This is a genomic window from Streptomyces sp. NPDC018031 (assembly GCF_044327625.1).
Lineage (GTDB): Bacteria > Actinomycetota > Actinomycetes > Streptomycetales > Streptomycetaceae > Streptomyces.
Genome location: NZ_JBIRFT010000005.1, coordinates 72,007 through 95,326, shown reverse-complemented (window position 1 = coordinate 95,326; position 23,320 = coordinate 72,007). Strand labels below are relative to the sequence as shown.

The window sequence follows — 23,320 nt, the reverse complement described above, 5'->3', positions numbered from 1 at the left end:
CTTGACGCGTGAGCAATAAGCGCAAAACCCCAGCTCAGGATGGTCGTCACGGAAGAGGGGTGAGCTGGACGGGGTATCCGCCCAGGACCGCGGTGCCGGACAGCGGGTCGATCCGGGTGCCGTCCAGCAGCTGGTTGACGTTGACCCCGGGGTCGGCGGCGGCCACCGCGGTCCGGGTGCCGGGCCGGTCGTGCCCCCAGCCGTGCGGGAGGCTCACCACCCCGGCCCGCACCGTGTCGGTGACCTCCACCGGCACCTCGAGCGCGCCCCCGTCGCTGGTGACCCGGGCCCGGCCGCCGTCGGTCAGGCCCAGCCGGGCCGCGTCCTGCGGGTGCACCTGGAGGGTGCACCGGTTGCTGCCGCCGACCAGCGCCGGGACGTTGTGCATCCACGAGTTGTTGGAGCGCAGGTGGCGGCGGCCGATGAGCACCGGGCCGGGGGCGGCCGGTGCCGCGAGGGCCCGGCGCAGCCGGGGCACGTCGGCCGCGATGGCGGCCGGGCACAGTTCGACCGTGCCGCTCCGGGTGCGCAGCAGCGCGGGGAGCCGGGGCCGCAGCGGGCCGAGGTCGATGCCGTGCGGGCGGGCCAGCAGCCGCCGCAGGCCGAGCCCGTCGGGGTCGGCGCCGAAGCCGTCACCGTACGGCCCCAGCCGCAGCATCAGGTCCAGGCGGCGTTCGGCCCCGGTGCCACCGGTGAGCAGCGCGCGCAGCTCGGCGGGGTCGCGGCCGTGCACCGGTGAGAGCGGGTCGCCGACCGCCTTGCCCAGCGTCCCGGCGATGACGTGCTCGTCGACGGCGCCGGGGTCGGCCCCGTCCATGCCCTGGGCGCAGAGCACCAGCCGGGCGAAGATCTCCGCCTCGCTGATCGCGCCCGCGGCGAGCGGCACCGCCGGGGGGCTGTAGCGGACCTGGTTGCGGACCGCGAGGGCGTTGAAGGCGAAGTCGTAGTGCGGGCTCTGCGCGGGCGGCGGCGGGGGCAGCACCACCTGGGCGTGGCGTGCGGTCTCGTTGAGGTACGGGTCGACGCTCACCATGAAGTCCAGGCCGGACAGGGCCCGGTCCAGCCGGTCGCCGTCCGGCGCGGAGAGCACCGGATTGGCCGCGGCCACCACCAGCGCCCTGATCCGCCCTTCGCCGGGGGTCTCGATCTCCTCGGCGAGCGCGACCGCGGGCAGTTCGGACTTGGTCTCGGGGTGGCCGCTGACCCGGCTGTGCCACCGCCCGGTCGTGAAGCCCCTGCCGGGGCCGGCCGGGCGCTCGGGGCGGGCCGTGGCGGACAGCGGGAACATGATGCCGCCGGGCCGGTCGAGGTTTCCGGTGAGCACGTTCAGGACGTCCACCAGCCAGCTGGTGAGGGTGCCGAACTCCACCGTGCAGCTGCCGATCCGCCCGTACACCGCGGCGCGGGGGGCCGCGGCCAGCTCCCGGGCCAGGGTGCGGATGTCCTCGGCCGGCACGTCGCAGGCCGCGGCCACCGCCTCCGGGGTGAAGTCGGCGGCGAGCCGCCGGACCCCGGCCACGCCGCTGACGTGGCCGCCGGCGTCGCCGAGGTCGACCAGGTCCTCGGCGAAGAGCACCTGGACCATGGCGAAGAGCAGCAGGGCGTCCGAGCCGGGCCGCACCGGCACGTGCCGGTCGGCCAGCCGGGCGGTGCGGGTGCGGCGCGGGTCGACCACGGTGAGCCGGCCGCCGCGGCGGCGCAGCGCCTTGAGCCGGCCGGGGAAGTCCGGCGCGGTGCACAGGCTGCCGCCGGACTCCACCGGGTTGGCGCCGATGACCAGCAGGTGGTCGGTGCGGTCCAGGTCGGGCACCGGCAGCGCGTTGGCGTCGCCGTAGAGCAGGCCGCTGGAGACGTGCTTGGGCATCTGGTCCAGGGTGCTGGCGGTGAAGACGTTGCGGGTGCCCAGCGCGCCGATCAGCGGACCAGGGTAGAGGCCGCCGGCCACGGTGTGCACCATCGGGTTGCCGAGCATCACCGCGGTGGCCTGCGGCCCGTGTCCGTCCAGCACTTCGCGCAGGCCCCGCTGGACGGCGGCGAACGCCTCGTCCCAGCCGGCTTCGACGAGCCGCCCGGCCCGCCGCACCAGGGGGGCGCGCAGCCGGTCCGGGTCGCTGTCCAGGGCCCCGAACGCGGCGCCCTTGGGGCAGATGTAGCCCCGGCTGAAGACGTCGTCGCGGTCGCCGCGGGCACCGGTGACCCGGTCGCCCTCGATCGTCACGGCCAGCCCGCAGGTGGCCTCGCAGAGCGGGCAGACGCGCAGGGCGGTACGGCTCATCGGTCCCTCCCGGGGACGGTGGCGTGGCACGCGATCAGCCCGACCATACCGCCCGGTATGGCGACGCGGAACCGGTGACCGCCCCCGGCTTCCGGGGGCGCGCCCGGCTCCCGGGGGCGCGCCCGACTCCCGGGCCGGTGCCGGCGCGCCGCCGGCCGGCCCGGTCGGCGGGGCGGCGCCGGCCGCACCGTCAGTCGAGGACCGCGGCGAGATAGCCGCGGAGCATCTCCTTGGTCTCCGCGACGATCACCGGGTCGCCGGCCGGGTCGGTCCGGAAGGCCAGCTTCAGCAGGGCGTCCGCGGCCTCCACGGCGACCAGCATCGCCACCCGCGGCCGCCCGGGCCGGGGGCCGTCGCCCGCCGGGCCGCCGTCCAGCCCCAGCCGCACCGCCAGCAGGTCGTACAGCCGGCCGGCGACCAGGTGGTTGGGCTGGTCCGCGGGCGCGGTGGCGGGCACCGGCATGCCGAACTCGACCAGCCCGAAGCCCGGCGCGCCGCGCTTCATGGCCAGGTACTCGTCGATCACCACGTCGATGACCGGGCGCCACTCGCCCCGGGCGAGGGCGTCGTCCGGAGCGCCGAGCCGGGCCTCGATCCGGGCCACGTACTCGTCCAGGTTGCGGCGGGCCAGCGCCTCGGCCATGGCCCGCTTGTTGTCGAAGAAGCGGTAGACGGAGCCGATGGGGACTCCCGCGCGTTCGGCCACGGCGCGGGTGCTCAGCTCCTCGTATCCGGTCTCGTCGAGGAGTTCGGCGCAGGCGTCGAGGATCCTGCCCAGGCGTTCGGCGCTGCGCCGTTGCACCGGCACGCGGCGGAGGTTCGATGTGGACACCCCTCCATCCTGCCTGGTCCGGATCGCATCGTTGACGCGCGCCCACTCTATTCCTATGGTCTTCCATAGGAATCGTTGGAGCGGCGGGAGTACGCGATGAGCGGCACGGGCACCGGGAACGAGCAGGCCAGGAAGACCGCGGGAGGTCTGGAGTACCTCTCCGGGTTCGGCAACGAGCACAGCAGCGAGGCCGTTCCCGGCGCGCTGCCGGTCGGCCGGAACTCGCCCCAGCGGGCTCCGCTGGGGCTGTACGCCGAGCAGCTGAGCGGCAGCGCCTTCACCGAGCCGCGCCGCGCCAACCGCCGCTCGTGGCTGTACCGCATCCGCCCCTCGGCCGCGCACCCGCCGTTCGCCCGGATCGGCAACGGCGGGCTGGACGGCGCCCCGTTCGGCGGCGCGGAGGGCGCCGTACCGGACCCGAACCGGCTGCGCTGGGACCCGCTCCCGGAGCCCGCCGAGGGCACCGACTTCCTCGCCGGGCTGTGGACCCTCGGCGGCAACGGGGACGCCACCCAGCGCACCGGCATGGCCATCCACCTGTACGCCGCCGACACCTCGATGACCGACCGGGTGTTCAGCGACGCCGACGGCGAGCTGCTGATCGTGCCGGAGCTCGGCGGACTGCTGCTGCGCACCGAGTTCGGGCTGCTCTCGGTGGCTCCCGGCCAGGTGGCGCTGATCCCGCGCGGCGTGCGCTTCCGGGTGGAGCTGCTGGACCCGGTCGTGCGCGGCTACGTCTGCGAGAACTACGGCCAGCCGTTCGTCCTGCCCGACCTCGGGCCGATCGGCGCCAACGGCCTGGCCAACCCGCGGGACTTCCTCGCCCCGGTGGCCGCCTACGAGGACGTCGAGGGCCCGGTGGAGGTGGTCAACAAGTTCTGCGGCAACCTGTGGTCCGCCACCTACGACCACTCCCCGCTGGACGTGGTGGCCTGGCACGGGAACTACGTCCCGTACGTGTACGACCTGCACCGCTTCAACGTCATCGGGTCCATCAGCTACGACCACCCGGACCCGTCCATCTTCACCGTGCTGACCTCGCCCTCGGACACCCCGGGGCTGGCCGGCGTGGACTTCGTGGTCTTCGCCCCGCGCTGGCTGGTCGGCGAGGACACCTTCCGGCCGCCGTACTTCCACCGCAACGTGATGAGCGAGTACATGGGCCTCATCGAGGGCGCCTACGACGCCAAGACGGCCGGCAAGGGCGGATTCGTGCCGGGCGGCGGCTCGCTGCACAACATGATGTCCGCGCACGGCCCGGACCGGGACACCTTCGACCGGGCCAGTGCGGCGGAGCTGCGGCCCCAGAAGATCGACGACGGACTGGCCTTCATGTTCGAGACCCGCTGGCCGGTCACGCTCACTAGGCAGGCAGCCGAAGCGGACCATCTCCAGGCACGTTACGACGACGTATGGCAGGGTCTGGAGCGCCATTTCCGACCCTGACCGTGACCGGAGGCCCCCCGTGACCACCTTCGCCCCCGACTCACTCGCCCTGAACCGCAAACTGCCGCTGTGGTACCAGGTCTCGCAGTCGCTGCGCGCCTCGATACTGGGCCGTCGCCCGCACGAGCCGCTGCGGCTGCCGACCGAGGACCGGCTGGCGGAGCACTACGGGGTCAGTGTGCTCACCATGCGGCAGGCGCTGAAGGAGCTGGAGACGGAGGGGCTGATCAGCCGGCACCGGCGGCGCGGCACGTTCATCGAGCCCAGTGCGCGGCGCGGGGCGCCGGTCCGGCTGCTGGGCTCGGTGGACGCCATCGTCGCCCAGCAGTCCGGGGAGCGCACCGAGGTGCTGGGGCACGGCCCGGTGCCCGTCCCGGCCGAACTGGCCGAGCACTTCCCCGGGCTGGAGGAGGCCGTGGCCTACCGCCGGCTGCGCTCCGACGAGCGCACCGGCGAGCCCACCAACTGGGCGGAGAACCACGTGCGGCCCGAACTCGCGGACCGCATCGACGTGGCCGACCTGGCGCGCTGGCCGATGACCAAGGTGCTGCGCGACGTGGTGGGCGTGCGGATCAGCCGGATCACCGACACCGTGGAGGCCCGGCTCGCCGACCCGGAGACGGCCCGGCTGCTGGACGTCCCGCTGCTCAGCCCGATCCTGCACTACACGGGCGTGACCTACGACGAGGGCGGGCGGGTGGTGGACGTGGCCCGGATCCGGTACCGCGGGGACCGGTTCTCCTTCACCGTGACGGTGGACGCCCACTGACCCCGGGACACCCCCACCCGCCCCGGGCGGGGTCCGGCGGCCGTCCGGGCGCACCGCCGTCGCGGGCCGGCCGGGGCGGCGCCCGATACGATGCCGGCGGCCAGTACAGCGTGCCGGGGAGGGCGGCCGGATGACGGCGACAGAGGCCGACGAGCCGACCGCGCGGGCCGGCGGGGCGGGGACGGACGCCGCCGGGACGCCCGCCGCGGCGCCGGGCGGCACGCCGCCCCCGGTCGGCGCACCGGCGCTCGCGGACCTGATGCCCTGGGCGGTGGCGCCGCTGCGGCTGGGCCGGGGCTGGGTGCTGGCCCCCGACGCGGCGTCGCTCACCCGGCGCTGGGACCGGCTGGTCGCGGCCGCCGGCCCCGCGGACCGGGCCGCGCTGTTCCGGCCGACCCGGGCCCGCACCCTGCACAGCGCGGTCGCCCAGCTGCCCGGTCAGGCCACCTCCACCGGCCCGCTGGCACAGGAGTCCGGCCGCTGCCCGGCACCGGTGCGGATCGCGCACGGACCGTTCGACCAGGGCTGGCTGATCCCGGATCACCGGCTGCTGGACGCGGCCCGGCCGGAGCTGTGGCGGATCGCGGACGACCGCCAGCTGTTCGTGACCGAGCCGCGCGGCGGACCCGCCGGCCCCGCCCTCACCGTCTCCGCGCTGCTGCCCGACGGCCACTCCCCCGCCGGCCGGCCCGGCGCCGTCCGGCCGCTCTACCGCAGGCCCGGCGGCCGGGAACCCAATCTGGCGGCCGGGCTGACCGCGCACCTGGGGCACCGGCTGGGCGAGCCGGTCGGCGCCGGCGACGTCCTCGCCTGGATCTGCGCCGCCGCCCGGCCCGCCCCGGCCGGCCGGGGCTGCGCGGTCCCGCTCACCGCGGACCGGGAGGTCTGGGAGCGGGGCGTCCGGCTGGGGCGGCGCCTGGTGTGGCTGATGACCCGTGGCGCGCGCGCCGCGGACCGGCCGCGGCTGCCGGGCGGCCGGCGGCCGTACGTACGGGCCGCCCTGCCGCCCCGGCCGGAGCCCGGCGATCTGGCGTACGACCCGCGGGAGCAGGTGCTGGGGGTCGGCCCGGGCCGGATCTCGCCGGTGGCCCCCGCCGCCTGGGAGTTCCACGCGGACGGGGCCCCGGTGCTGGAGACCTGGTTCGAACGCCGGGTGCGCCCGGCGGACCCCGGCACCCTGGAGGCGGTCCGCCCGGCCGTCTGGCCGCAGGAGTGGACCTCCGAGCTGCTGGAGCTGGTCACGGTGCTGACGCTGCTGGCCGAAGCGGAACCGGAGCGGCGGGAGCTGGCCGAGCGGACGGCCCGCGGGCCGCTCGTCGCCACGGCGGAGCTGCGCGCGGCGGGGGTGCTGCCGGTCACCGCGGCGGCACGGCGGCCGGCGTCGGTGCTGGACCACCCGGAGGAAGGGCCCGGCGGCCAGTTCGCGCTGCTGTGAGGGCACGGGGCCGGGCGTCCGGCGGGGACGACCGGGCGTGGCACCGTGCGGGGGGGTTCGCGGGACGCGGGGACGGATCATCCCGGGCGGGGACGGCTCACTCCGGACGGCCGGGCCGGGCACCGCCGCCGGGAAGGGCGCGGACACGACTCATCCCGGGCGGACAGCACGGAACGACCGGCTGGAGCGGGGCCGGCTTCCCCTGTGCCCGGGATGATCGATGAATCGAACGTGCTGCGGATGAGCCCGGAGGCTCAGCCGCGGTTGCCGAACAGGGAACGCCTCAGCCGCCGCAGCGGGGCGAACAGCGACACCCTGGCGCTGCGGCTCTCCCTGGTGCGCTGGTGATCGCGTGCGGTGAGCTCGCGCATCAGCACGGTCGCCCCCTCCGCCTCACGCCGGGGGACGGCAGGGCCGCCCAGCACCGCGAGATGGCGGTCGAGGCGCGCACTGGACGCACCGCTCCCGCAGTTGATGGCAGGCACTCGTGGCCTGCTCCGAACCGTTATCTGCTCCATGACACTCCCCACCCGTACGAGGGCACCCGCCCCGGGCAGAGTAACCCTACCTCCCCGAGTCGTCACCCGCGCATCCCAGGCTGTGGATTCACCTCTCCGTCAAGGGTGTTGACACATGTTCCGACGGGGCACGCGCCCGCGAGGAGGCCCCGGTGCCGACGGACGGGGCCTCCTGTGGTTCATCCGTGCTGGTGGCGGTGGGTTCAGGCGGCGGAACGGAACGCCGGGAGGTAGCCACCGGACTGGCCGGAGGCGGTCGGGTGGTACGACTCTCCGATGTTCAGCCAGTTGACGCTGTGCAACCAGGGGCTGCTGGAGCAGATCTCGTGCCCGCTGAACGTCCCGGTGACGTCCGCGTAGGCGAAGCCGTTGTCGGCCACCTGCTTGGCGATCACCGAGTTGAGCAGCGCGGAGGCGTCGTTGATCGCGGCCCGCTTGGTCTCGCTCAGCCCGGCCGCACAGCCGCCGCCGAGCTTGTAGAAGCGCGGGTAGCCGAGCACCACGACACGGGCGTTGGGCGCCTTGGAACGGATGGTGTCATAAGTGCTGTTGAGCTTGCCGGGAAGGGTGTTGGTGACGTAGCTGCGGGCCTGGTTGATGCGGTCCAGACAGCCGCTGTCGGAGCTGAGCACACAGGTGGTCATGACGTCGGCGAACCCGGCGTCGTTGCCGCCGATGCTGAGGCTGACCAGTCCGGTGCCGGTGTTGAGCGGGCCCAGCTGGTTGGCGAGCACATCGCCGGTCTTGGCGCCCGAGCAGGCGGTGAAGCTGAACGAGGAAGGCGCGTTGGCGGCCGCCCACAGCGCGGGGAACGCCTTGGTGCTGCGCTTGCAGTCGCCGCTGCCGCTGTCGTAGCTGCCGGCTCCCACCCCGGAGGAGTAGGAGTCACCGAGCGCGACGTAGGCGGGGCCGGCCGCGGACTCGGAGGCGTGCGCCGCTCCGGCCCCGGAGAGGGCGAGGACGGATCCGAGGATGAGGGAACTGGCGATGCCGGCGAGCCGGGGCATGATGCGGGGCAGTTTCATCGAACCTCCATGAGCAGGATCACTGCTGTCTCTGTTTCAGGCGGATCACCTCGTGGATCGAGGCGAACCGGCACAGACCGTCCGCCGGGCCACGCTGATCATTGCGGCCGGATGACATGGCTATGTCATGCCGCGAAAACCATTGATCTATGCGGGTTGATAGGAAAACTTTGAACCGGATCAGGGACGGCTCCGGCGTATCCGGATCAAGCGCACGGCGTGCCGTGCGCGACCCCCGCTCGCGCGCACCCCGCGCGCCACCGGTGCGGAGGATCCTCGCGAGGGCATCGCCGGTGGCCCGGTGCCACCCGGGCGGGTGACACCGGGCCGCCGGTCCCACCCGCTGGGCCGGGCCGTGCGGGAGGCGCCGCCCGCGCGGCCGTCGGGCCCCGCGCCGAAATCCGTGTACGCCGACCCCCCGGGTGGCGGATCATGTGCACCATGTGCGCCGACCGCAGCTCCGATTCCCGGAGGCAGACCCTGCCCGCCACCCCGGCCGACCCGTCCCCGGCGACCGGGACCGCACCGGTCCACACCTCGCTGCCGGTCCGGCTGAACATGGACGACAACGACTCCCCCGCGGACGTCATCGACGCCCTGTTCCTGGGCCGCTTCGCCACCGGTGAGCAGCCGTTCGCGCGCAGCCGCACCGTGGACCGGGTCCGGGCCGGGGCGACGATGCTGCCGCCGGGCGCCCGGGTGCTGCGGGCGGCCCGGGACGCGGACCGCAGCGCCACCCTCGCCGAGGGCGACGGTTGGACCCTGCTGGTGTCCCGGTGGAACCCGGGCGCGGACGTGACCGTGACGGCCGTCGACGACGACCTCGCCGAACGGGTGCTGCGCCAGGCGGTGGACGGGGCCGAGGACGAACCGGAACCCGAACCGGAGAGCGTCACCATGGGGTTCTGGTACCTCTCGCCGCGGCGCGGCCCGTACCGCACCACGCGCCAGGTCTCGGCGGGCACCTGGGAGGAGATCCGCGGCAACTACTCCGCACCGGTCGCCGACGCGGTGGACGGGCTGGTGAAGCTCACCCCGGAGAGCATCGCCGGACGGCTGCTGCTGCTGCACGGCCCGCCCGGCACCGGCAAGACCTCGGCGCTGCGCACCCTGGCCCGCGCCTGGCAGGACTGGTGCCAGGTGGACTGCGTCCTCGACCCGGAACTGCTCTTCAACGACGTCGGCTATCTGATGGAGATCGCCATCGGCGAGGACGACGGCGCCGCCGGCGGCCGCTGGCGGCTGCTGCTCCTGGAGGACTGCGACGAGCTGATCCGCGGCGAGGCGCGGCACACCGCCGGCCAGGCGCTGTCCCGGCTGCTGAACCTGACCGACGGGCTGCTCGGCCAGGGCCGCAACGTCCTGGTCGGGGTGACCACCAACGAGGACCTGGAGCGGCTGCACCCGGCCGTCGTCCGGCCCGGCCGCTGCCTGGCCCGGATCGAGGTGGGCGCGCTCAGCCGGGCGGAGGCGGTGAGCTGGCTCGGCCGCGAGGAGGGCGTCGGGCGGGACGGGGCCACCCTGGCCGAGCTGTTCGCGCTGCGCCGGGGCACCGGGCCCGCCTCGGTGCCGGCTCCGGCCGCGGCGGCGGACGCCGGACTGTACCTGTGACCCCGCGGGCCGTCCGGGCCCGGGCGGCCCGCGGGACCGGCGCGCGGATCAGGCGCAGAGGTGGCGCAGCCGGACCGACAGACAGGTCACACAGCCCTCCATCTTCTCGAACTCCCCGATGTCGACGGGGACCGGCTCGTACCCGAGGCCACCGAGGAGCGCGGCGGTGCGCGGCGCGCTCGCGGCCATCAGCAGCCGCCCGCCGCCGAGCAGCACCACATGGGCGCCGGCCTCCTCCGGGACGGGCAGGAACCGGGGGAAGGCGCCCGGGTCGTCGACGAGCGGCGGGTAGCCGATGACCCGGCCGTCGGGGAGTGCGGTGACGGCGGACTTCAGGTGCAGCACCCTGCCGACGGGTACCGCGACCACCCGCGCGCCGAGCGGTTCGAAGGCGGCGCGGAGCTGCCGGACGCCCTCGGCGTTGGTGCGTCCGCCGCACCCGACGTAGAGGGTGTCGTCGATCTTGAGGACGTCGCCGCCGTCCAGGGTGCCCGGCGCCCGCACCCGGTTGACCGAGCAGCCGAGGGCGGCCACCGTCTCCTCCGCGGCGGCCGTCTCGGGCCTGCGGGAGTCCGCCCCGGACCGGGCGATGAGGGCCACGTTCCGGTACATCACCAGGGCGTCCTCGATGAACACCCCGTCCGGGCAGTCGTCCGCCGGGGGCACCTCGACCGTCTCCCAGCCGTGTGCGCGGAGGGCCTCGACGTAGCCCCGCCACTGGCGCAGCGCCAGGGCGGCGTCGACCGGGCGGCGGTCGACATGGGTGATCAGCCCCTCGGCGAGGCGGGGGCTGGGGCGCCGGACGAGCGCCTTGGCACTGCGGGTCATGGTCGGGTCTCCTCGCTCTCGGCGCGGCCGGCCGGCCGCGCGGCCCGGGACCGCGCGGGTACACCACCGGGGAGTCCGCGCGCGGCCGTCGCGGTCCGGATCATTCCGGATCGCGGCGCCGGGCGGGGCGTCGGCGGCCGGCTCAGTACGCGTCCACGTCCTCCGGGGTGCGGCGGGCGAGCGCGGCCAGGGTGTCCAGCGCCGCACCGAGCACCTCCGGCGGCGGGGAGGCCAGTCCGACGCGGACCGCTCCGGGGGCCCGGCCGGTGCCGACCACGAACGCGGCGGCCGGGGTGACGGCTATGCCCCGGCGGGCGGCCGCGGCCACGAAGGTCTCCGCCCGCCACGGCGCGGGCAGTTCCCACCAGCAGAAGTAGGCGGCGGGGTCGGTGCGCAGGGTGAACCCGGCCAGCCGGGTGGCCGCGATCCGCTGGCGGGCCGCCGCGTCGTCCCGCTTGGCGCGGACCAGCCGGTCCACGGTGCCGTCGCCGATCCAGCGGGTCGCCGCCGCCAGCGGGAAGCGGGCGGCCGTCCAGCCGCCGGAGCGCAGCGCGGCGGCGTACCGGTCGGCGAGCCGGGGCGGGGCGACCGCGAAGCCGGCGGTGAGACCGGGCGCGAGCCGCTTGGAGAGGCTGTCGATCACGAGGGTGCGGTCCGGGGCGTCCGCCGCCAGCGGCGCCGGGCCGTCGCACAGGAACGCCCAGATGGTGTCCTCGATCGCGTACAGGTCCCACCGTTCCAGGGCTTCGGCGAGTTCGGCGCGGCGGCCCGGCGGCATCGTGGTGGCCAGCGGGTTGTGCAGGGTCGGCTGGAGGTAGAGGGCGTGCGGCCGGCCGGTCCGGCAGGCGGCGGCGAGGGCGTCCGGCCGCACCCCCGCGCCGTCGGTGGCCAGCGGTACCAGGGTGACGCCCAGACGGGCGGCGACCGCCTTGAGCACCGGGTAGGTCAGCTCCTCCACACCGAGCCGGCCGCCGGGCGGCACCAGCGCGGCGACCGCCGCGGCCATGGCCTGCCGCCCGCTGCCGGCGAACAGCACCCGGTCCGGCGCGGGTCGCCAGCCGGGCCGGGCGAGCAGTGCGGCGACCGCCTCGCGGGCGGCGGGGGTGCCGGTCGCGCCGACCGGCCGGAGGGCGGATTCCAGCATGTCGGGGCGGAGCAGCGGGGCCAGCCCGGCGGCCAGCAGTTCCGTCTGCCGGCCCGCCAGCGGGTAGTTGAGCTCCAGGTCGACGCGGTGCGCGGCCGGTTCGGCGAGGGCCGGGCCGGGGGCCGGCGGGTCGGCGCGGACGAAGGTGCCGCGACCGACCTCGCCGACGACCAGGCCGCGGCGGGTCAGTTCGCGGTAGACCCGGGCGGCGGTGGAGTTGGCGATGCCGTGCGCCCGGGCGAAGGCCCGCTGGGTGGGCAGCCGGTCCCCCGGGCGCAGCCGCCCGGCGGCGATGTCGTCGGCGACCGCGTCGGCCGCGCTCCGGTAGTCCTCGGTCATCCGCCCCTCCGACGCCGCATCAATTCATTGCGCACCATTGCTCCGAGTGCAAAGTCAGTATTGCACTCGCTCAGTTGACCCGCCTAGCATCCGACTCGTCCGGTCGGCACAGGCGGGAGAACGGGGATCCGATGATGAGTGCGACGTCCGCGAACGGGATCGCGATCGGCTACGACGACCTGGGCCCCCGGGACTGCCCGGTGCCGCTGCTGCTGGTCCACGGCCACCCCTTCGACCGGTCCATGTGGCATCCGCAGATCGCCGCCGCCACCGCGGCCGGGTACCGGGTCCTCGCGCCCGACCTGCGCGGCTACGGGGAGTCGACGGTGGTCCCGGGCAGCACCCCGCTGTCGGTCTTCGCCACCGACCTGGCGTCGCTGCTGGACCGCTCGGGGATCGACGGCGTGGCGCTCGGCGGGTTGTCGATGGGCGGCCAGATCGTCATGGAGTTCCAGCGGCTCTTCCCGGAGCGGGTGCGCGGGCTGCTGCTCGCGGACACCTCCGCCGAGGCCGATACGGAGGCCGGCCGCGCCTGGCGCCGGGAGACCGCGGACCGGCTGCTGCGCGAGGGCATGGCCCCGTACGCCGACGAGGTGCTGACGAAGATGGTGGCGCCGTACAACGTGGCGGCACTGCCGGACGTCGCCACCCATGTCCGGCTGATGATGGGCGGCACCCCGCCGGAGGGCGCCGCCGCGGCGCTGCGCGGCCGTGCCGAACGCCCGGACTACCGGCCGGTCCTGGGCCGGGTCACCGTGCCCACGCTCATCGTGGTCGGCGCGGACGACGAGTTCACGCCGGTGGCCGACGCGGAGACGATGCACCGGCTGGTCCCCGGCTCCCGGCTGCGGGTGGTGCCGGGCGCCGCCCATCTGCCGAACCTGGAGCGGCCCGAGGAGTTCAACGCCCTGCTGCTGGAGTTCCTGGACCGGGTCGCCGCCGCCACGGCCGGCCGCAGCGGGGTCTGAGCCGGCGCCCGCCCGCTCCGGGCCGGCGCACCGGACCGGTGCGCCGGGCGGGGCGGTGGCACGGGCCCCGGGCGGCTCCGCGGATCCCGGCCGGCCCGCGCCGCGGTCGCGTACCGGCCGTTCCGCGCCCGGGGCTCACTCCTCCTCGTACACCGCGCGCACCGCGTCGGCCGCGGCGCCGAGCGCGGCGGCGCGGTCCAGACCGAGCCGGTGCGCGCGCCGGGCGTAGGCGGCCGCGGCACTCGCGGCCTCCCGGAGCGCGGCGTCCCCGGCGGCGGCGACGAACGTGCCGTTGCGGCCGCGGGTCTCCACCACGCCGTCCGCCTCCAGCGCCCGGTACGCCTTGGCCACGGTGTTGGCCGCGAGCCCCAGCTCCTCCGCGAAGCCGCGCACGGTCGGCAGCCGGTAGCCCACCGGCAGCGCCCCGGACCTGGCCTGTTCGGCGATCTGTGCGCGGACCTGCTCGAACGGAGCGGTCGCCGAGTCCGGGTCGACGGTGATCTGCAGGGCCACGGTGGAACTCCCAGGAGGATGCCGGTTGCGTCGGTCCTCCATTCTCCGCCACCGAAGGCACCGGTCCACCGGCGGCGCGTCCCGCTGCCGCGCCCCGGGTGGTGGAGATGACCTGGGGCGGTACCCGGCCCGGCGCCGCCCGGACGCCTGTCCGACGGGACGGCCGGTACCGCGACTTCAAGCCATCCAACGCCCGGAAATGATGCGGCGCGGTCCCCTCCCACGACGTACCCTCCGACCTCATGACGTTGATCGTGCGCGACTTCCGCGCGTCTGACGCCGAAGCGGTGGCCGAGGCGCGCCGCGCCGCCTGGCCCTACCTGGTGACCACCGCCGAGGGCGTCGCCTGGGAGGTGGCCCACGCCCCCGCCGACCGCCGCCATCGGCTGCTGGTCGCCGAGGCCGACGGGACCGTGGTGGGTTCCGCCCCCACCGGGGTCTTCACCGAGGGCGGCGACGCCGGCCGCGCCTTCGCCGATGTGCACGTACACCCTGCCCACCGGGGCCAGGGCGTCGGAACCGCGCTGCTGCACAGCGCCGAGGAGTACCTCGCCGGGCTGGGCACGACCGCCGTCTACATATGGACGCTCGACGAGCGGCCCTGCATCACCTTCGCGGAGCGCCGCGGCTACCGGCGCAGCCGCGGCTCGCGCTTCCTGCGACTGGACCTGACGGCGGACGGCCTCCCCGGCCCCGGGCCGGTCCCCGCGGGCGTGGAACTGCGCGCCGCCGCCGACTTCGCCGACGATCCACGGCCGTGCTACGAGGCGGAGGCGGCGGCCGCCCCGGACGAGCCGGGCGATGTCGGCGCGGGCGGGGAGTCCTACGAGGAGTGGCTGCGGACCACCTGGGAGCGGCCCGACCGCAGCCGTGAACTCAGCACCGTGGCGCTGGTGGACGGAGTGGTCGCCGCGTACAGCATCGTGCACACCGACGGGCACGGCCGCTGCATGTCGGGCGGCACCGGCACGGTGCGCGCCCACCGGGGGCGGGGACTGGCGAAGCTCACCAAGTCGCAGGCGCTGCACCGGGCCCGCGCCGCCGGTTGCACCGAGGCGTTCGCCGGCAACGACACCGGGAACGCCGCGATGCTGGCGGTCAACACCTGGCTCGGCTTCCGGCCCGCGGCGTCGGAGTGGCGCTACGTACGGGAGCTGACGGTCTGAGGGCCGAGGTCCGGCGAGCCGGAGGGAGCCGCGGGATGACGGGTCGGGCCGGGGTCGTGGTCCGGGACTTCCGGCCGGCGGACGCCGGGAGTCTGCTCGGGATGCGCCGGCTGGTGCGCCCGTTCCACGTGATGAGCCCGGCCGGCCTGGCCTGGCAGGTCACCGGGGCGCCCGCCGCCCAGCGGTTCCGGCTGCTGGTGGCCGAAGTCGAAGCGGACGGCGAGGTGGTGGGCTGCGCCGGGGTGGGCCTGGCGTTCGACAGCAGCGAGCCCGGGCAGGCGTTCGCCAACCCGATGGTGCACCCGGACGCGCGGGGCCGGGGCGCGGGGGGCGCGCTGCTCGCCGAGGCCGAGCGGTACCTGGCCGGCCTCGGGGCCGAATCGGTCTTCGCCTGGGCTCTGGCCGACGAGCGCTCCCGCGCCTTCGCGGTGCAGCGCGGCTACCGGCCGCTGCGCGTCGCCCGCTACCTCCGGCTGGACCTGCGGAACACGCCGCTGCCCCGGCCGGCCGCGCCGCCGCCCGGCGTGCGGCTGTGCACCGCCGCCGACCTGGCGGACGATCCCCGGCCGCTGTACCTCGCGGACGCCGAGACGACGTCGGACGAGCCGAGCGACACCCCTGGCGACACGCTGTCCTACCCGGACTGGCTCTCGCTGTACTGGGCCGATCCCGACCTGGACCGGAACCTCACCGCGGTGGCCCTGGTCGACGGCGCGGTAGCGGCGTTCGCCACCGCGCGCACCGACGGCCGGGGCGGCTATCTGTCGGCGATGACCGGCACCGTGCGCGCCCACCGCGGCCGCGGGCTGGCCAAGCTCGTGAAGAACCACTCGCTCCACCTGGCCCGGTCGGCCGGCTGCACCTGGGCGTACACCGGCAACGACACCGGGAACGCCCCGATGCTGGCGGTCAACGAGTGGTTCGGGTACCGGCCGGCGGGCACCGAGCAGCGCTACGCGGCCGAACTCGCCGCCCGGACCCGGGACCACCACCGCTGAGCGTGGCCGCGGGCGGGGGGGTGACGGGTGGGCCGCGGGCGGGGGGCGACGGGTGGGCGGCGACCGGTGGGCTTGACGGTGCGGGGGCGGTGCCGACCATGTCCCTATGGCTGTCTCCCGAGCAGATCTCGCCTCGTCCTTCGACTCCGTCGCGGCCCAGTACGCCACCGCCCGGCCGGACTATCCGCCCGCGCTCTTCACCGCCGTGGAGGAACTGGCCGGGCGGGCGCTGGCCGGTGCCGAGGTGCTGGACGTCGGCGCCGGTACCGGCATCGCCACCCGGCTGCTGGCGGCCCGGGGGGCACGGGTGACCGCGGTCGAGCCGGGCGCGGCGATGGCCGCGGAGCTGAGCGCCGCGCTGCCGGCCGTCCCCCTGGTGCGGGCTGTCGGCGACGCGCTGCCGTTCGCGGACGCCTCCGCCGACGTGGTCACCTACGCGCAGGCGTGGCACTGGACGGACCCGCGGCGGTCGCTGCCGGAGGCGTGGCGGGTGCTCCGGCCGGGCGGCGCGGTCGCCCTGTGGTGGAACGTGCCGGATCTCGGTGTGCCCTGGGTGGCGGAGCAGGAGGCCCGGCTGGCCGGGCGCTGCCCGACGCACCGGGCGCACGGGGCACCCGGCGCCGCCGCGGCGCCGCTGGCCGCGGCGGGGTTCCGGGCGCGCTCGGAGGTCCTGTCCTGGTCCCGGCGGATCACGGTGGAGGACCGGCTCCGGACCCTGGGCAGCCACTCCTACCTGGCGGTGATGGGCGCCGACGCGGAACCGGTGCTGGCCGCGGAGCGGGCCGAGTTGCTGGCGCGGTTCCCGGACGGGGTGCTGGACGAGCCGTACGTGGTCGACCTCACGGTCGGGGTGCGTGCGGGGACGGCGCGCCCCGGGGCGTAGCCGGTCGGGCCCGCACGGAGGGCCTGGGGCGGGCGGCTCCCGGCCGGGCTGCCGGCCGGCGCGCGTCCGGGACGGCTCGGCCGGGCCGCTTCCGCGGACCGCTCCGGTCCGGCGGCGGTCGGCCCGTTCCCGTCCCGGGGCGCGGACCGCGGGCCGGGCCGCGGGCCGGGCCGCGAACCGCCGGCCGCCGCGCCGGACCAGAGGACCGGTGCCGGGGCTGGGCTGTTCGGCCCGGGGGCGGGCGGGCGCCGGAGCGGGCACGGAGGGCCGGGGCGGGGTCACCCCAGGAAGTAGAAGGCGGGGGCCGGGTGCATCAGGAACGCGTGGTGCGAGATGTTCCAGGCGTAGGCGCCGGCCAGCGCGAAGGCGACCCGGTCACCGGCCCGTATCCGGTCGACCGGGACCCGGCGGGCCAGCACGTCCTTGGGGGTGCACAGCTGGCCCGCCAGCGTCACCGGTTCGCCGTGCGCGCCGGGCCGCGGCCAGGGGTGGCGCCAGCCGTCCCGGGGCAGCACGGTGAACGGGTGGTCGTGCTGCTTGGCGGCGGGCGTGCGCAGGTGGTGGGTGCCGCCGCGGAGCACCGCGAACGCCTCGCCACCGCTGTACCGCACGTCGAGGACGTCGGTGACGTACCAGCCGCAGTAGCCGGTCAGGGCACGGCCGGGCTCGATGCGCAGCACGGTCCCCGGGTGCCGGTCGGCGAGCGCGGCCAGCCCCGCCCCGTACCCGGCCCAGTCGAAGCGCCGCTCCGGGTGGGTGTAGTCGACCTGCATGCCGCCCCCGATGTTCGCCTCCTCCAGCGGCAGGCCGTGCCGGTCGGTCAGTTCCCTGGCCCAGGAGGTGATCCGCTCGGCGAGTTCGAGCTGGGCGGGCGCGTCCAGCCCGCTGGCCAGGTGGGCGTGGATACCGCGCAGCCGCAGCCGGCTGCCGGCCGGCAGCGGCAGGCAGCCGGCGAGCCGGTCGGGATCGAGCCCGAACGGGGTGGGCCTGCCGCCCATGGTCAGCGCGGCGCCGTCCAGGGCCCGCGCACCGGTGGGCAGATTGACCCGGAGCAGCACGTCGGCGACGCAGCCGTCCGCGCGGCCGCCGGGCGGGGCCGGCCGCCGGGCGGCGAGCTGGGCCAGCAGCCGCAGTTCGGACTCGCTCTCCACGTGGATGCGGTGCACCCCCCGGTCCAGGGCGAGCCGCAGCTCCGCCTCGGTCTTGCCGGGGCCGCCGAAGGCCACCGGGACCTCGGGGGCGGTCTGCCGCACATGGGTCAGCTCGCCGCCGGAGGCCACCTCGAAACCGGAGACGTGCGGGGCCAGCGCGGTGAGGATCTCGGGCGCCGGGTTGGCCTTGACCGCGTAGTACAGCTCCACTCGGCCGGGCAGGGCGGCGCGCACGGTCCGCGCGTGCGCCGCCAGTGCCTCCAGGTCGTAGAGGTAGGCGGGCAGATCGTCCTCGGTGAGGTCCCCGGCGAGGGCGGCGACCGGTTCGGTGATCACGGGTGGGCTCTCCTGGAGGTCGGGCGGCGGACGGTCAGCCGTCCGGCGCCGGGCGGGTCGCCCGGGCGGTGGCCTCGGACACCGGACCCGGCGCGAGCGGGTTGGCGATCCGGACGTATCCGGCGTCGCGGTCGGCCTTGCGGCCCCAGCGGGTGAGCAGGTTCGCCTTGGCGGGCAGCGGCGCGCCGGCGAGCAGTTCGGTGAGCCGGGCCGGCCGGCCGTGGGCCGCGGCGCACCCGGCCAGCACCCGGCGGACGGCCGACCACAGGGCGGCCTCCAGGGCCGGGTGCTGGTCGGCGAGGGCCGCGAGCAGTTCGGCGAGGTGGTTGACGAGGAGGCAGTAGACGACGCGGTCCCAGCCGCGTGCCGGATCGTAGGTGAGCGGTCGGGCCACGGCCGGGGGCAGCGCGGCGAGCGCGGCGCGGTGGTGGCCGGCGAGGAGCTTGGTGCCCTCCAGGTCGCGGAGGAGGATCTGCCGGGGGACGCCGGCCCCGTCGACCCCGACGACGACGTTCTGCAGATGGGGTTCGAGGACCACCCCGTGGTCGAAGTAGGCGGCGAGCACCGGCGGCACCAGCAGGCTCAGGTACCTCTCCCACCAGGCCAGCGTCTCCTCGGGCCCGGCGCCGTCCAGCAGCCGGGAGACGTGCGCCGGGCCGGTGGGGTACTCGTCGGCGACCGCCGCCGCCAGCAGCGCGGTCAGTCCCGGCCGCAACCGTGCGGCGAGCCCTTCGCGCACGATGACGCCCAGTCCCTCCACGAGCTGACGGGTGCCCAGGTCGAGCGTGCGGTACGCCGGTTCGCGGAGCAGCTCGCAGCCGGCGAAGCGGGCGGCGAGGCTGCTGGCGACCGGTTCCAGCAGGCGGGTGAGGGCGACGGCCCCGGCCAGCTCGTAGTCGGCGTTCTTCCGCAGGCAGTTGGTGATGCGGACGTGGAGGCTGAACTTCAGGAAGTCGCGCCCGTCGTAGAGGGTGCGGACCGAGGCGGTGGGGGCGAAGTCCCGGCCGCCGGGCCCCAGGTCGAGGACGGTGCCGCGGTCCAGGGCGGCGCGCAGCGCCGGGTGCTCGCGGAGCATGGCGTACTGCCAGGGGTGCGCGGGCAGCAGCCGGTAGCCGTCGGGCACCTGCCGCTGGCGGTCGAGCACGTCGAGCGCGGCGGGTGCGGCCGCCTCCTCCCGTACGTGCTCACGGCGCACCGCGAGGTGGTGGAGCGGGAAGCGGGCGGCCGCCTCGGGCGCGTAGCGCAGCCACTGCTCGGCGCTGCCGCTGCGGGCCTTGGGGGTCGGGTGGAACCGGTGGCCGAAGACCAGCGACCGCTCGGACTGCAGATAGGGGTCGGCGTCCAGTTCCGGGCCGGGGACCGGGGCCACGGCGGTGCCGGCGGCCGGCCGGGGCGCGCGGGGGCCGGGGACGGGGCCGGGTCCGGGCCGGGCCCCGGGGGCGGCGCGGAGGCCCGGGTCCGGGCCGGCGCCGGGCCGGCGGCCGGTGAGCCGGGCCAGCGCGGCGCTGACGCCCGCGTGGCTGGAGTCGACCTGGGCCAGGAACTCGTCGTTGGACACGCCGGTGCGCAGCCGGAGTTCCCGGTGGATGTGCCGGGCCAGGGCCCTCCAGGTCACCTCGGTCCAGCCGCGCCCGGGGGACCGCTCGGTGACCGGGCCGGTGAACCGGTGGGCGCCGATGAGCGAGGTGCGGCGGAGGGCCACCCGCAGCAGCACCCCGCTGCGCGGCAGCCGCAGCAGCAGCCGGCCGTCGTGCACGGCGGTGTGGTGTTCCCGTTGGGACACCTCGCGGAGCAGGCAGTTGAGGAGGGTGTGCGCGACGACGTGATCGGCGGGTGCCACCGCCGTCCGGGGCAAGGGCATGCGGGACTCCTGCGGGGTCGGTTGGCCGGGGGCGGTGGCCCGGCCGAGCGGCCGGCCGGTCATGGGGCGGCCTGGCGGAGGTAGTTCGGCCCGCTGGTGTAGTGCTTGTTGATGTCGGCGGCGCCGGAGCGGCGCTTGGAGTACAGGGTGCCCGCGGTCACCATCGCCTTGACCGGCAGCCGGTCGGCCTCCAGCAGCCGGGCGCGGAGCACGGCGCCGGGGGTGCCCGGGGCGGTGCCGAGGCGGTCGACGGCTTCGGCGAGGCGGTGGCGGAGCAGGGCGGCCGCGGCCGGGCGCGGCAGCGTGCCGAGCGCGGCCAGCTCGAAGAGGGGTGCGGCGGCGCACAGGTGCACGGTGATGGTGGTGAACACGTCGGCCGCCGGGCCGTCGTCGTCCACCAGGATGCGCGGGTCGTCGAACCGGCACAGGTCGGCGGCCTGCCGGGGGCCGTCGCGGCCGAGGGCCGCGGCGAGCCGGCCGGGGTGGACCCGCGGCCCGTCGTGGTCCTTGACCAGCAGCCGCAGCCTCGGCCGGCCGTCACCGGTCCGGTCGAGCACCACGGAGGTGTTCTGCTGGTGGGATTCCAGGGCGATGCCGTAGCCGAAGAGGGTGGTGTGGACGGCGAACAGCACCGTGAGGTAGGCGTCCAGGAACGCGGTCAGGTCACCTCCGTAGAAGTGCTCGGCGAGCGCTTGCGCGACCGGTTGCCCGGTGGGACCGGCGGCGGGCAGGGCCGCGACCGGGACCACCCGGCACCCGTCGAGCCCGGCCGGGTACCGGCGCACGAGCACGGCGAGGAGTTCGTGCCCGGCGTGGAGATGGGTGGTCTCGTCGGCGAACAGCAGGGTACGGGCCAGGGCCGGTTCCCGGGAGAGCACCGCCTCGAGCAGCCGCTGGGCCACCGCCCCGTCGGTGAGGGTGCCGGGCTTGATGGTGCGCCGGTTGAGCGCGCCGAGGGTCGCGGTGGGCAGCGGCAGTTTCAGGTGGACGGCGAGGTCGTGCACGACGGCGACGGTCCGCATGGAGAGCGTGGGCCGGACCCGCGGGCCGGGGTGGCGGGCGGGGTCGGCGAGGGGGGCGGCGGTGAGGCCGGTCGCGGCCAGGGCCTCCGGCAGCGCCCGGTCGGCGGTGAGCGGGTGCACCGGCACGGCGAGGTGGCCGCGGTCCGGGACGGGCAGTCCGAGCAGTCCGGGCGTGGGCCACCAGGCGGGCAGCCGCCCCGGGTGGCCGGCGACCGCGTCCCGCGGCAGGGCGATCCAGCGCAGCGGGAAGACCGGGTGGGTCTCGGGCGCGTACGGGTCCTGCCGGTTTGGGGCGAGGGCGTGCCGGGCGCGGCTGGTGGGGTGGACGGGGTGGCCGCGGAAGGCGGCGAGGGTGTCGTGGGCGAGGGCCCCGGCGAGGCCGGTCCACTGTGCGGCGGGCCGGTCGCCGTAGACCGCGGCGAGCCGGGCGAGGACTCCGGGCCGCAGGCGCGTCCGGTGGCGTGCGGCTTCGAGTTCGGCGCGGCACTCGGCGGCGAAGGTGGCGTACCGGTCCTGGTCGTCGGGTCCGGCGGCCGGCCGCAGGACCGCGAGCACGGCGTCGAGGGTGGTGAGCCGGGCGGCCGGGGTGCCGTCGGCCGGGTGGTGCTCCAGCAGCGGGCGCCGCAGCGCCAGCTCGCTCAGGAAGCCGTCCGGGCCGACCGGGAGCAGCAGGTGTCCGGCGCCGTCCAGGGGGGTGCGCAGCCAGTCTCCGTCGGGCCGGTGGACGGGCCGGGAGCGGCTGCGGAGCCCGTAGGCGTCCTCCCGCAGCAGCGTGGTGACCACCCGCCGCAGCAGCTCGCGTTCCTCCGCGTCCGGGCCGGGCGGGGCGTCCGGGGCCCCGCGGGGCGGGGGCTGCGGCCGGGGGCCGGGGACGGTGTGCCGCTCGCTCATGGCGCGATCTCCCATCGGTGCGCGGCCAGGAACTCCGCGACCGCGCGGTCGATCCGGTGCTGGTCGGTACCGGTGGCCCGGAGTACGCCCAGGAAGTCGCGGTTGGTGTGGTGCAGCGGCCGCTCGGTGCCGGTCTCGCGCAGCGGACGGTAGTCCAGGCGCACCCCGCCGGTCCGGTACGCGGTGGCCGCGGGTGCCGACACCAGCCGCCCGGCCCGGTGGGCGGTGATGTACTCCAGGCGCGCCCGGGCACCGGTCCGGGCGCCGAGTGCGGCGGGCAGCGGCTCGCCGAGGTGGGTGCGGAGGATGTGCTCGAAGAGCGGGACGCCGAGCAGTTCGGCGAGCACCAGGTCGCACTGGTCACCGATGGAGCGGTAGTTGACCTCGATCAGCCGCGCCCGGTCGCCCTGGACCACGTACTCGGTGTGGCAGGCGCCGAAGCCGACGCCGAGGGCGCGGAGTTGGGCGAGGACCCGCTCGGTGTGCGGCTGCGGCGGCTCGGGGAGCAGGACCAGGCGTTCCTCGATGAAGTGCGGGGGTGGGGAGATGTCGGTCCGGAAGGAGGCGAAGGCGTGCAGGGTGCGTCCGTCGCCGAGGGTCTCCAGGGTCTGCACCGGTCCGTCCAGGAACTCCTCGACGACCAGTGCCTCGCCGGGCCGGCGGTCTTGTGTCTCCCGGCAGCGCCGGCGGAGTTCGGCGGGGCCGGCGACGAGGAAGACGTCCTCGCTGGCGACGCCCTCCCGGGGTTTGACCACGCAGGGGAACGGGGGGTCCTGGGCGAGCAGTGCGGCCGGGTCGTGGCCGGCGGGCAGTTCGGCGGACCAGACGGTGTCGGCACCCGCGGCGGCGAGCGCGCGGCGCAGCTCGGCCTTGTTCTTGGTGCGCAGCGCGGCGCGCCAGTCCTTGCCGGGCAGCCCCAGGAAGTCGGCGGCGAGTGCGGCCTGGGTCTGCAGGTGATCGCTGTTGGTGAAGACCGCGTCGGGCCGCCGGGGCTGGGCGGCGAGATGGCTGACGACCTCTCGGAAGTCGCGTACCGCGCAGCGGGTGACGGTCAGTTCGGGCAGCGGGCCGCCGGCGGCGGCCCGCCGCGCCAGGGCGCGTTCATGGGCTTCGGGCTGGTCGGTGAGGAGCGTGACGGCCAGGCCGAGCCGGGCGGCGGCCGGGAGGAACCCCTCGGTGACCGAGTCGGTGGGGTTGAGCGCGAGGAGGTGGAGCCGCCGCGCGGGCGGCTGCTCGGAGGCCGCTTCGAGATCGTTCTCGTGCACGGAGAGACATTAGGTTAGGCAAGCCTAATCTTGTCAATTCACCT

Annotated in this window: 19 protein-coding genes; 8 read left to right on the top strand and 11 right to left on the bottom strand. The window is 76.2% G+C overall.

Annotation, left to right across the window (positions count from 1 at the left end; translation table 11 throughout):
* Positions 1–46: 46 nt before the first annotated feature.
* Positions 47–2,275, bottom strand: coding sequence for a molybdopterin oxidoreductase family protein (locus ACH4B3_RS14995; RefSeq protein WP_398463251.1), 2,229 nt, complete (start codon positions 2,273–2,275; stop codon positions 47–49).
* Positions 2,276–2,465: 190 nt separating this feature from the next.
* Positions 2,466–3,107, bottom strand: coding sequence for a TetR/AcrR family transcriptional regulator (locus ACH4B3_RS14990; RefSeq protein ID WP_398463250.1), 642 nt, complete (start codon positions 3,105–3,107; stop codon positions 2,466–2,468).
* Between the two features lie 96 nt (positions 3,108–3,203).
* Between ACH4B3_RS14990 and hmgA the strand changes: the two genes are divergently transcribed.
* The 3 genes from hmgA to ACH4B3_RS14975 all read left to right on the top strand — a co-directional run bounded on the left by hmgA (position 3,204) and on the right by ACH4B3_RS14975 (position 6,757).
* Positions 3,204–4,553 (top strand): homogentisate 1,2-dioxygenase, encoded by a 1,350-nt coding sequence (hmgA, locus tag ACH4B3_RS14985; RefSeq protein ID WP_398463249.1) that lies wholly within the window; start codon positions 3,204–3,206, stop codon positions 4,551–4,553.
* A gap of 19 nt (positions 4,554–4,572) precedes the next feature.
* On the top strand, positions 4,573–5,322 hold the full coding sequence (locus ACH4B3_RS14980) for a GntR family transcriptional regulator (protein ID WP_398463248.1): 750 nt from the start codon (positions 4,573–4,575) through the stop codon (positions 5,320–5,322).
* 130 nt (positions 5,323–5,452) lie between these two features.
* Entirely contained in the window at positions 5,453–6,757 is a 1,305-nt protein-coding gene (locus ACH4B3_RS14975; RefSeq protein WP_398463247.1) for a type ISP restriction/modification enzyme, read from the top strand.
* Positions 6,758–7,011: 254 nt separating this feature from the next.
* Here the strand turns inward: ACH4B3_RS14975 and ACH4B3_RS14970 are convergent, their stop codons facing one another.
* Positions 7,012–7,275, bottom strand: coding sequence for a hypothetical protein (locus ACH4B3_RS14970; RefSeq protein ID WP_398463246.1), 264 nt, complete (start codon positions 7,273–7,275; stop codon positions 7,012–7,014).
* A gap of 203 nt (positions 7,276–7,478) precedes the next feature.
* A complete protein-coding gene (locus ACH4B3_RS14965; protein WP_398463245.1) occupies positions 7,479–8,300 on the bottom strand; it encodes an SGNH/GDSL hydrolase family protein in 822 nt (273 codons plus the stop codon).
* Between the two features lie 441 nt (positions 8,301–8,741).
* Between ACH4B3_RS14965 and ACH4B3_RS14960 the strand changes: the two genes are divergently transcribed.
* The gene (locus ACH4B3_RS14960; RefSeq protein ID WP_398463244.1) at positions 8,742–9,911 is read left to right on the top strand and encodes a DUF5925 domain-containing protein; all 1,170 of its coding nucleotides are present in this window, start codon (positions 8,742–8,744) and stop codon (positions 9,909–9,911) included.
* A gap of 48 nt (positions 9,912–9,959) precedes the next feature.
* Here the strand turns inward: ACH4B3_RS14960 and ddaH are convergent, their stop codons facing one another.
* Both ddaH and ACH4B3_RS14950 read right to left on the bottom strand, forming a co-directional pair.
* Positions 9,960–10,739: a dimethylargininase gene (gene ddaH / locus ACH4B3_RS14955; protein ID WP_398463243.1), complete on the bottom strand. Its 780-nt coding sequence runs from the start codon at positions 10,737–10,739 to the stop codon at positions 9,960–9,962.
* Positions 10,740–10,881: 142 nt separating this feature from the next.
* Positions 10,882–12,222 (bottom strand): PLP-dependent aminotransferase family protein, encoded by a 1,341-nt coding sequence (locus ACH4B3_RS14950; RefSeq protein WP_398463242.1) that lies wholly within the window; start codon positions 12,220–12,222, stop codon positions 10,882–10,884.
* Positions 12,223–12,353: 131 nt separating this feature from the next.
* Here ACH4B3_RS14950 and ACH4B3_RS14945 point away from each other — a divergent pair, with 131 nt between their 5' ends.
* Positions 12,354–13,190: an alpha/beta fold hydrolase gene (locus ACH4B3_RS14945; protein ID WP_398463241.1), complete on the top strand. Its 837-nt coding sequence runs from the start codon at positions 12,354–12,356 to the stop codon at positions 13,188–13,190.
* A 135-nt stretch (positions 13,191–13,325) separates the two neighbouring features.
* On the opposite strand, the gene ACH4B3_RS14940 is transcribed toward ACH4B3_RS14945, so the two are convergent.
* On the bottom strand, positions 13,326–13,703 hold the full coding sequence (locus tag ACH4B3_RS14940; protein WP_398463240.1) for a GntR family transcriptional regulator: 378 nt from the start codon (positions 13,701–13,703) through the stop codon (positions 13,326–13,328).
* A gap of 242 nt (positions 13,704–13,945) precedes the next feature.
* Here ACH4B3_RS14940 and ACH4B3_RS14935 point away from each other — a divergent pair, with 242 nt between their 5' ends.
* The 3 genes from ACH4B3_RS14935 (at position 13,946) to ACH4B3_RS14925 (ending at position 16,750) form a co-directional block, all read left to right on the top strand.
* Positions 13,946–14,869, top strand: coding sequence for a GNAT family N-acetyltransferase (locus tag ACH4B3_RS14935; protein ID WP_398463239.1), 924 nt, complete (start codon positions 13,946–13,948; stop codon positions 14,867–14,869).
* A 35-nt stretch (positions 14,870–14,904) separates the two neighbouring features.
* Positions 14,905–15,867, top strand: a complete 963-nt coding sequence (locus tag ACH4B3_RS14930; RefSeq protein WP_398463238.1) for a GNAT family N-acetyltransferase — start codon at positions 14,905–14,907, stop codon at positions 15,865–15,867.
* 106 nt (positions 15,868–15,973) lie between these two features.
* Positions 15,974–16,750: a class I SAM-dependent methyltransferase gene (locus ACH4B3_RS14925; RefSeq protein WP_398463237.1), complete on the top strand. Its 777-nt coding sequence runs from the start codon at positions 15,974–15,976 to the stop codon at positions 16,748–16,750.
* A gap of 278 nt (positions 16,751–17,028) precedes the next feature.
* On the opposite strand, the gene ACH4B3_RS14920 is transcribed toward ACH4B3_RS14925, so the two are convergent.
* The 4 genes from ACH4B3_RS14920 to ACH4B3_RS14905 are packed head-to-tail and all read right to left on the bottom strand — an operon-like array spanning position 17,029 to position 23,276.
* Complete coding sequence (locus ACH4B3_RS14920; protein ID WP_398463236.1) at positions 17,029–18,237, bottom strand: type III PLP-dependent enzyme; 1,209 nt, start codon at positions 18,235–18,237, stop codon at positions 17,029–17,031.
* Between the two features lie 34 nt (positions 18,238–18,271).
* The gene (locus tag ACH4B3_RS14915; protein ID WP_398463235.1) at positions 18,272–20,098 is read right to left on the bottom strand and encodes an IucA/IucC family protein; all 1,827 of its coding nucleotides are present in this window, start codon (positions 20,096–20,098) and stop codon (positions 18,272–18,274) included.
* 59 nt (positions 20,099–20,157) lie between these two features.
* Positions 20,158–22,011, bottom strand: a complete 1,854-nt coding sequence (locus ACH4B3_RS14910; RefSeq protein WP_398463234.1) for an IucA/IucC family protein — start codon at positions 22,009–22,011, stop codon at positions 20,158–20,160.
* Positions 22,008–23,276 carry an acetyl-CoA carboxylase biotin carboxylase subunit family protein gene (locus tag ACH4B3_RS14905; RefSeq protein WP_398463233.1) on the bottom strand — a complete coding sequence of 423 codons (1,269 nt, stop codon included), beginning with the start codon at positions 23,274–23,276 and terminating at the stop codon, positions 22,008–22,010. Before ACH4B3_RS14905 ends, ACH4B3_RS14910 begins: the two co-directional genes overlap by 4 nt.
* Positions 23,277–23,320: the final 44 nt, after the last annotated feature.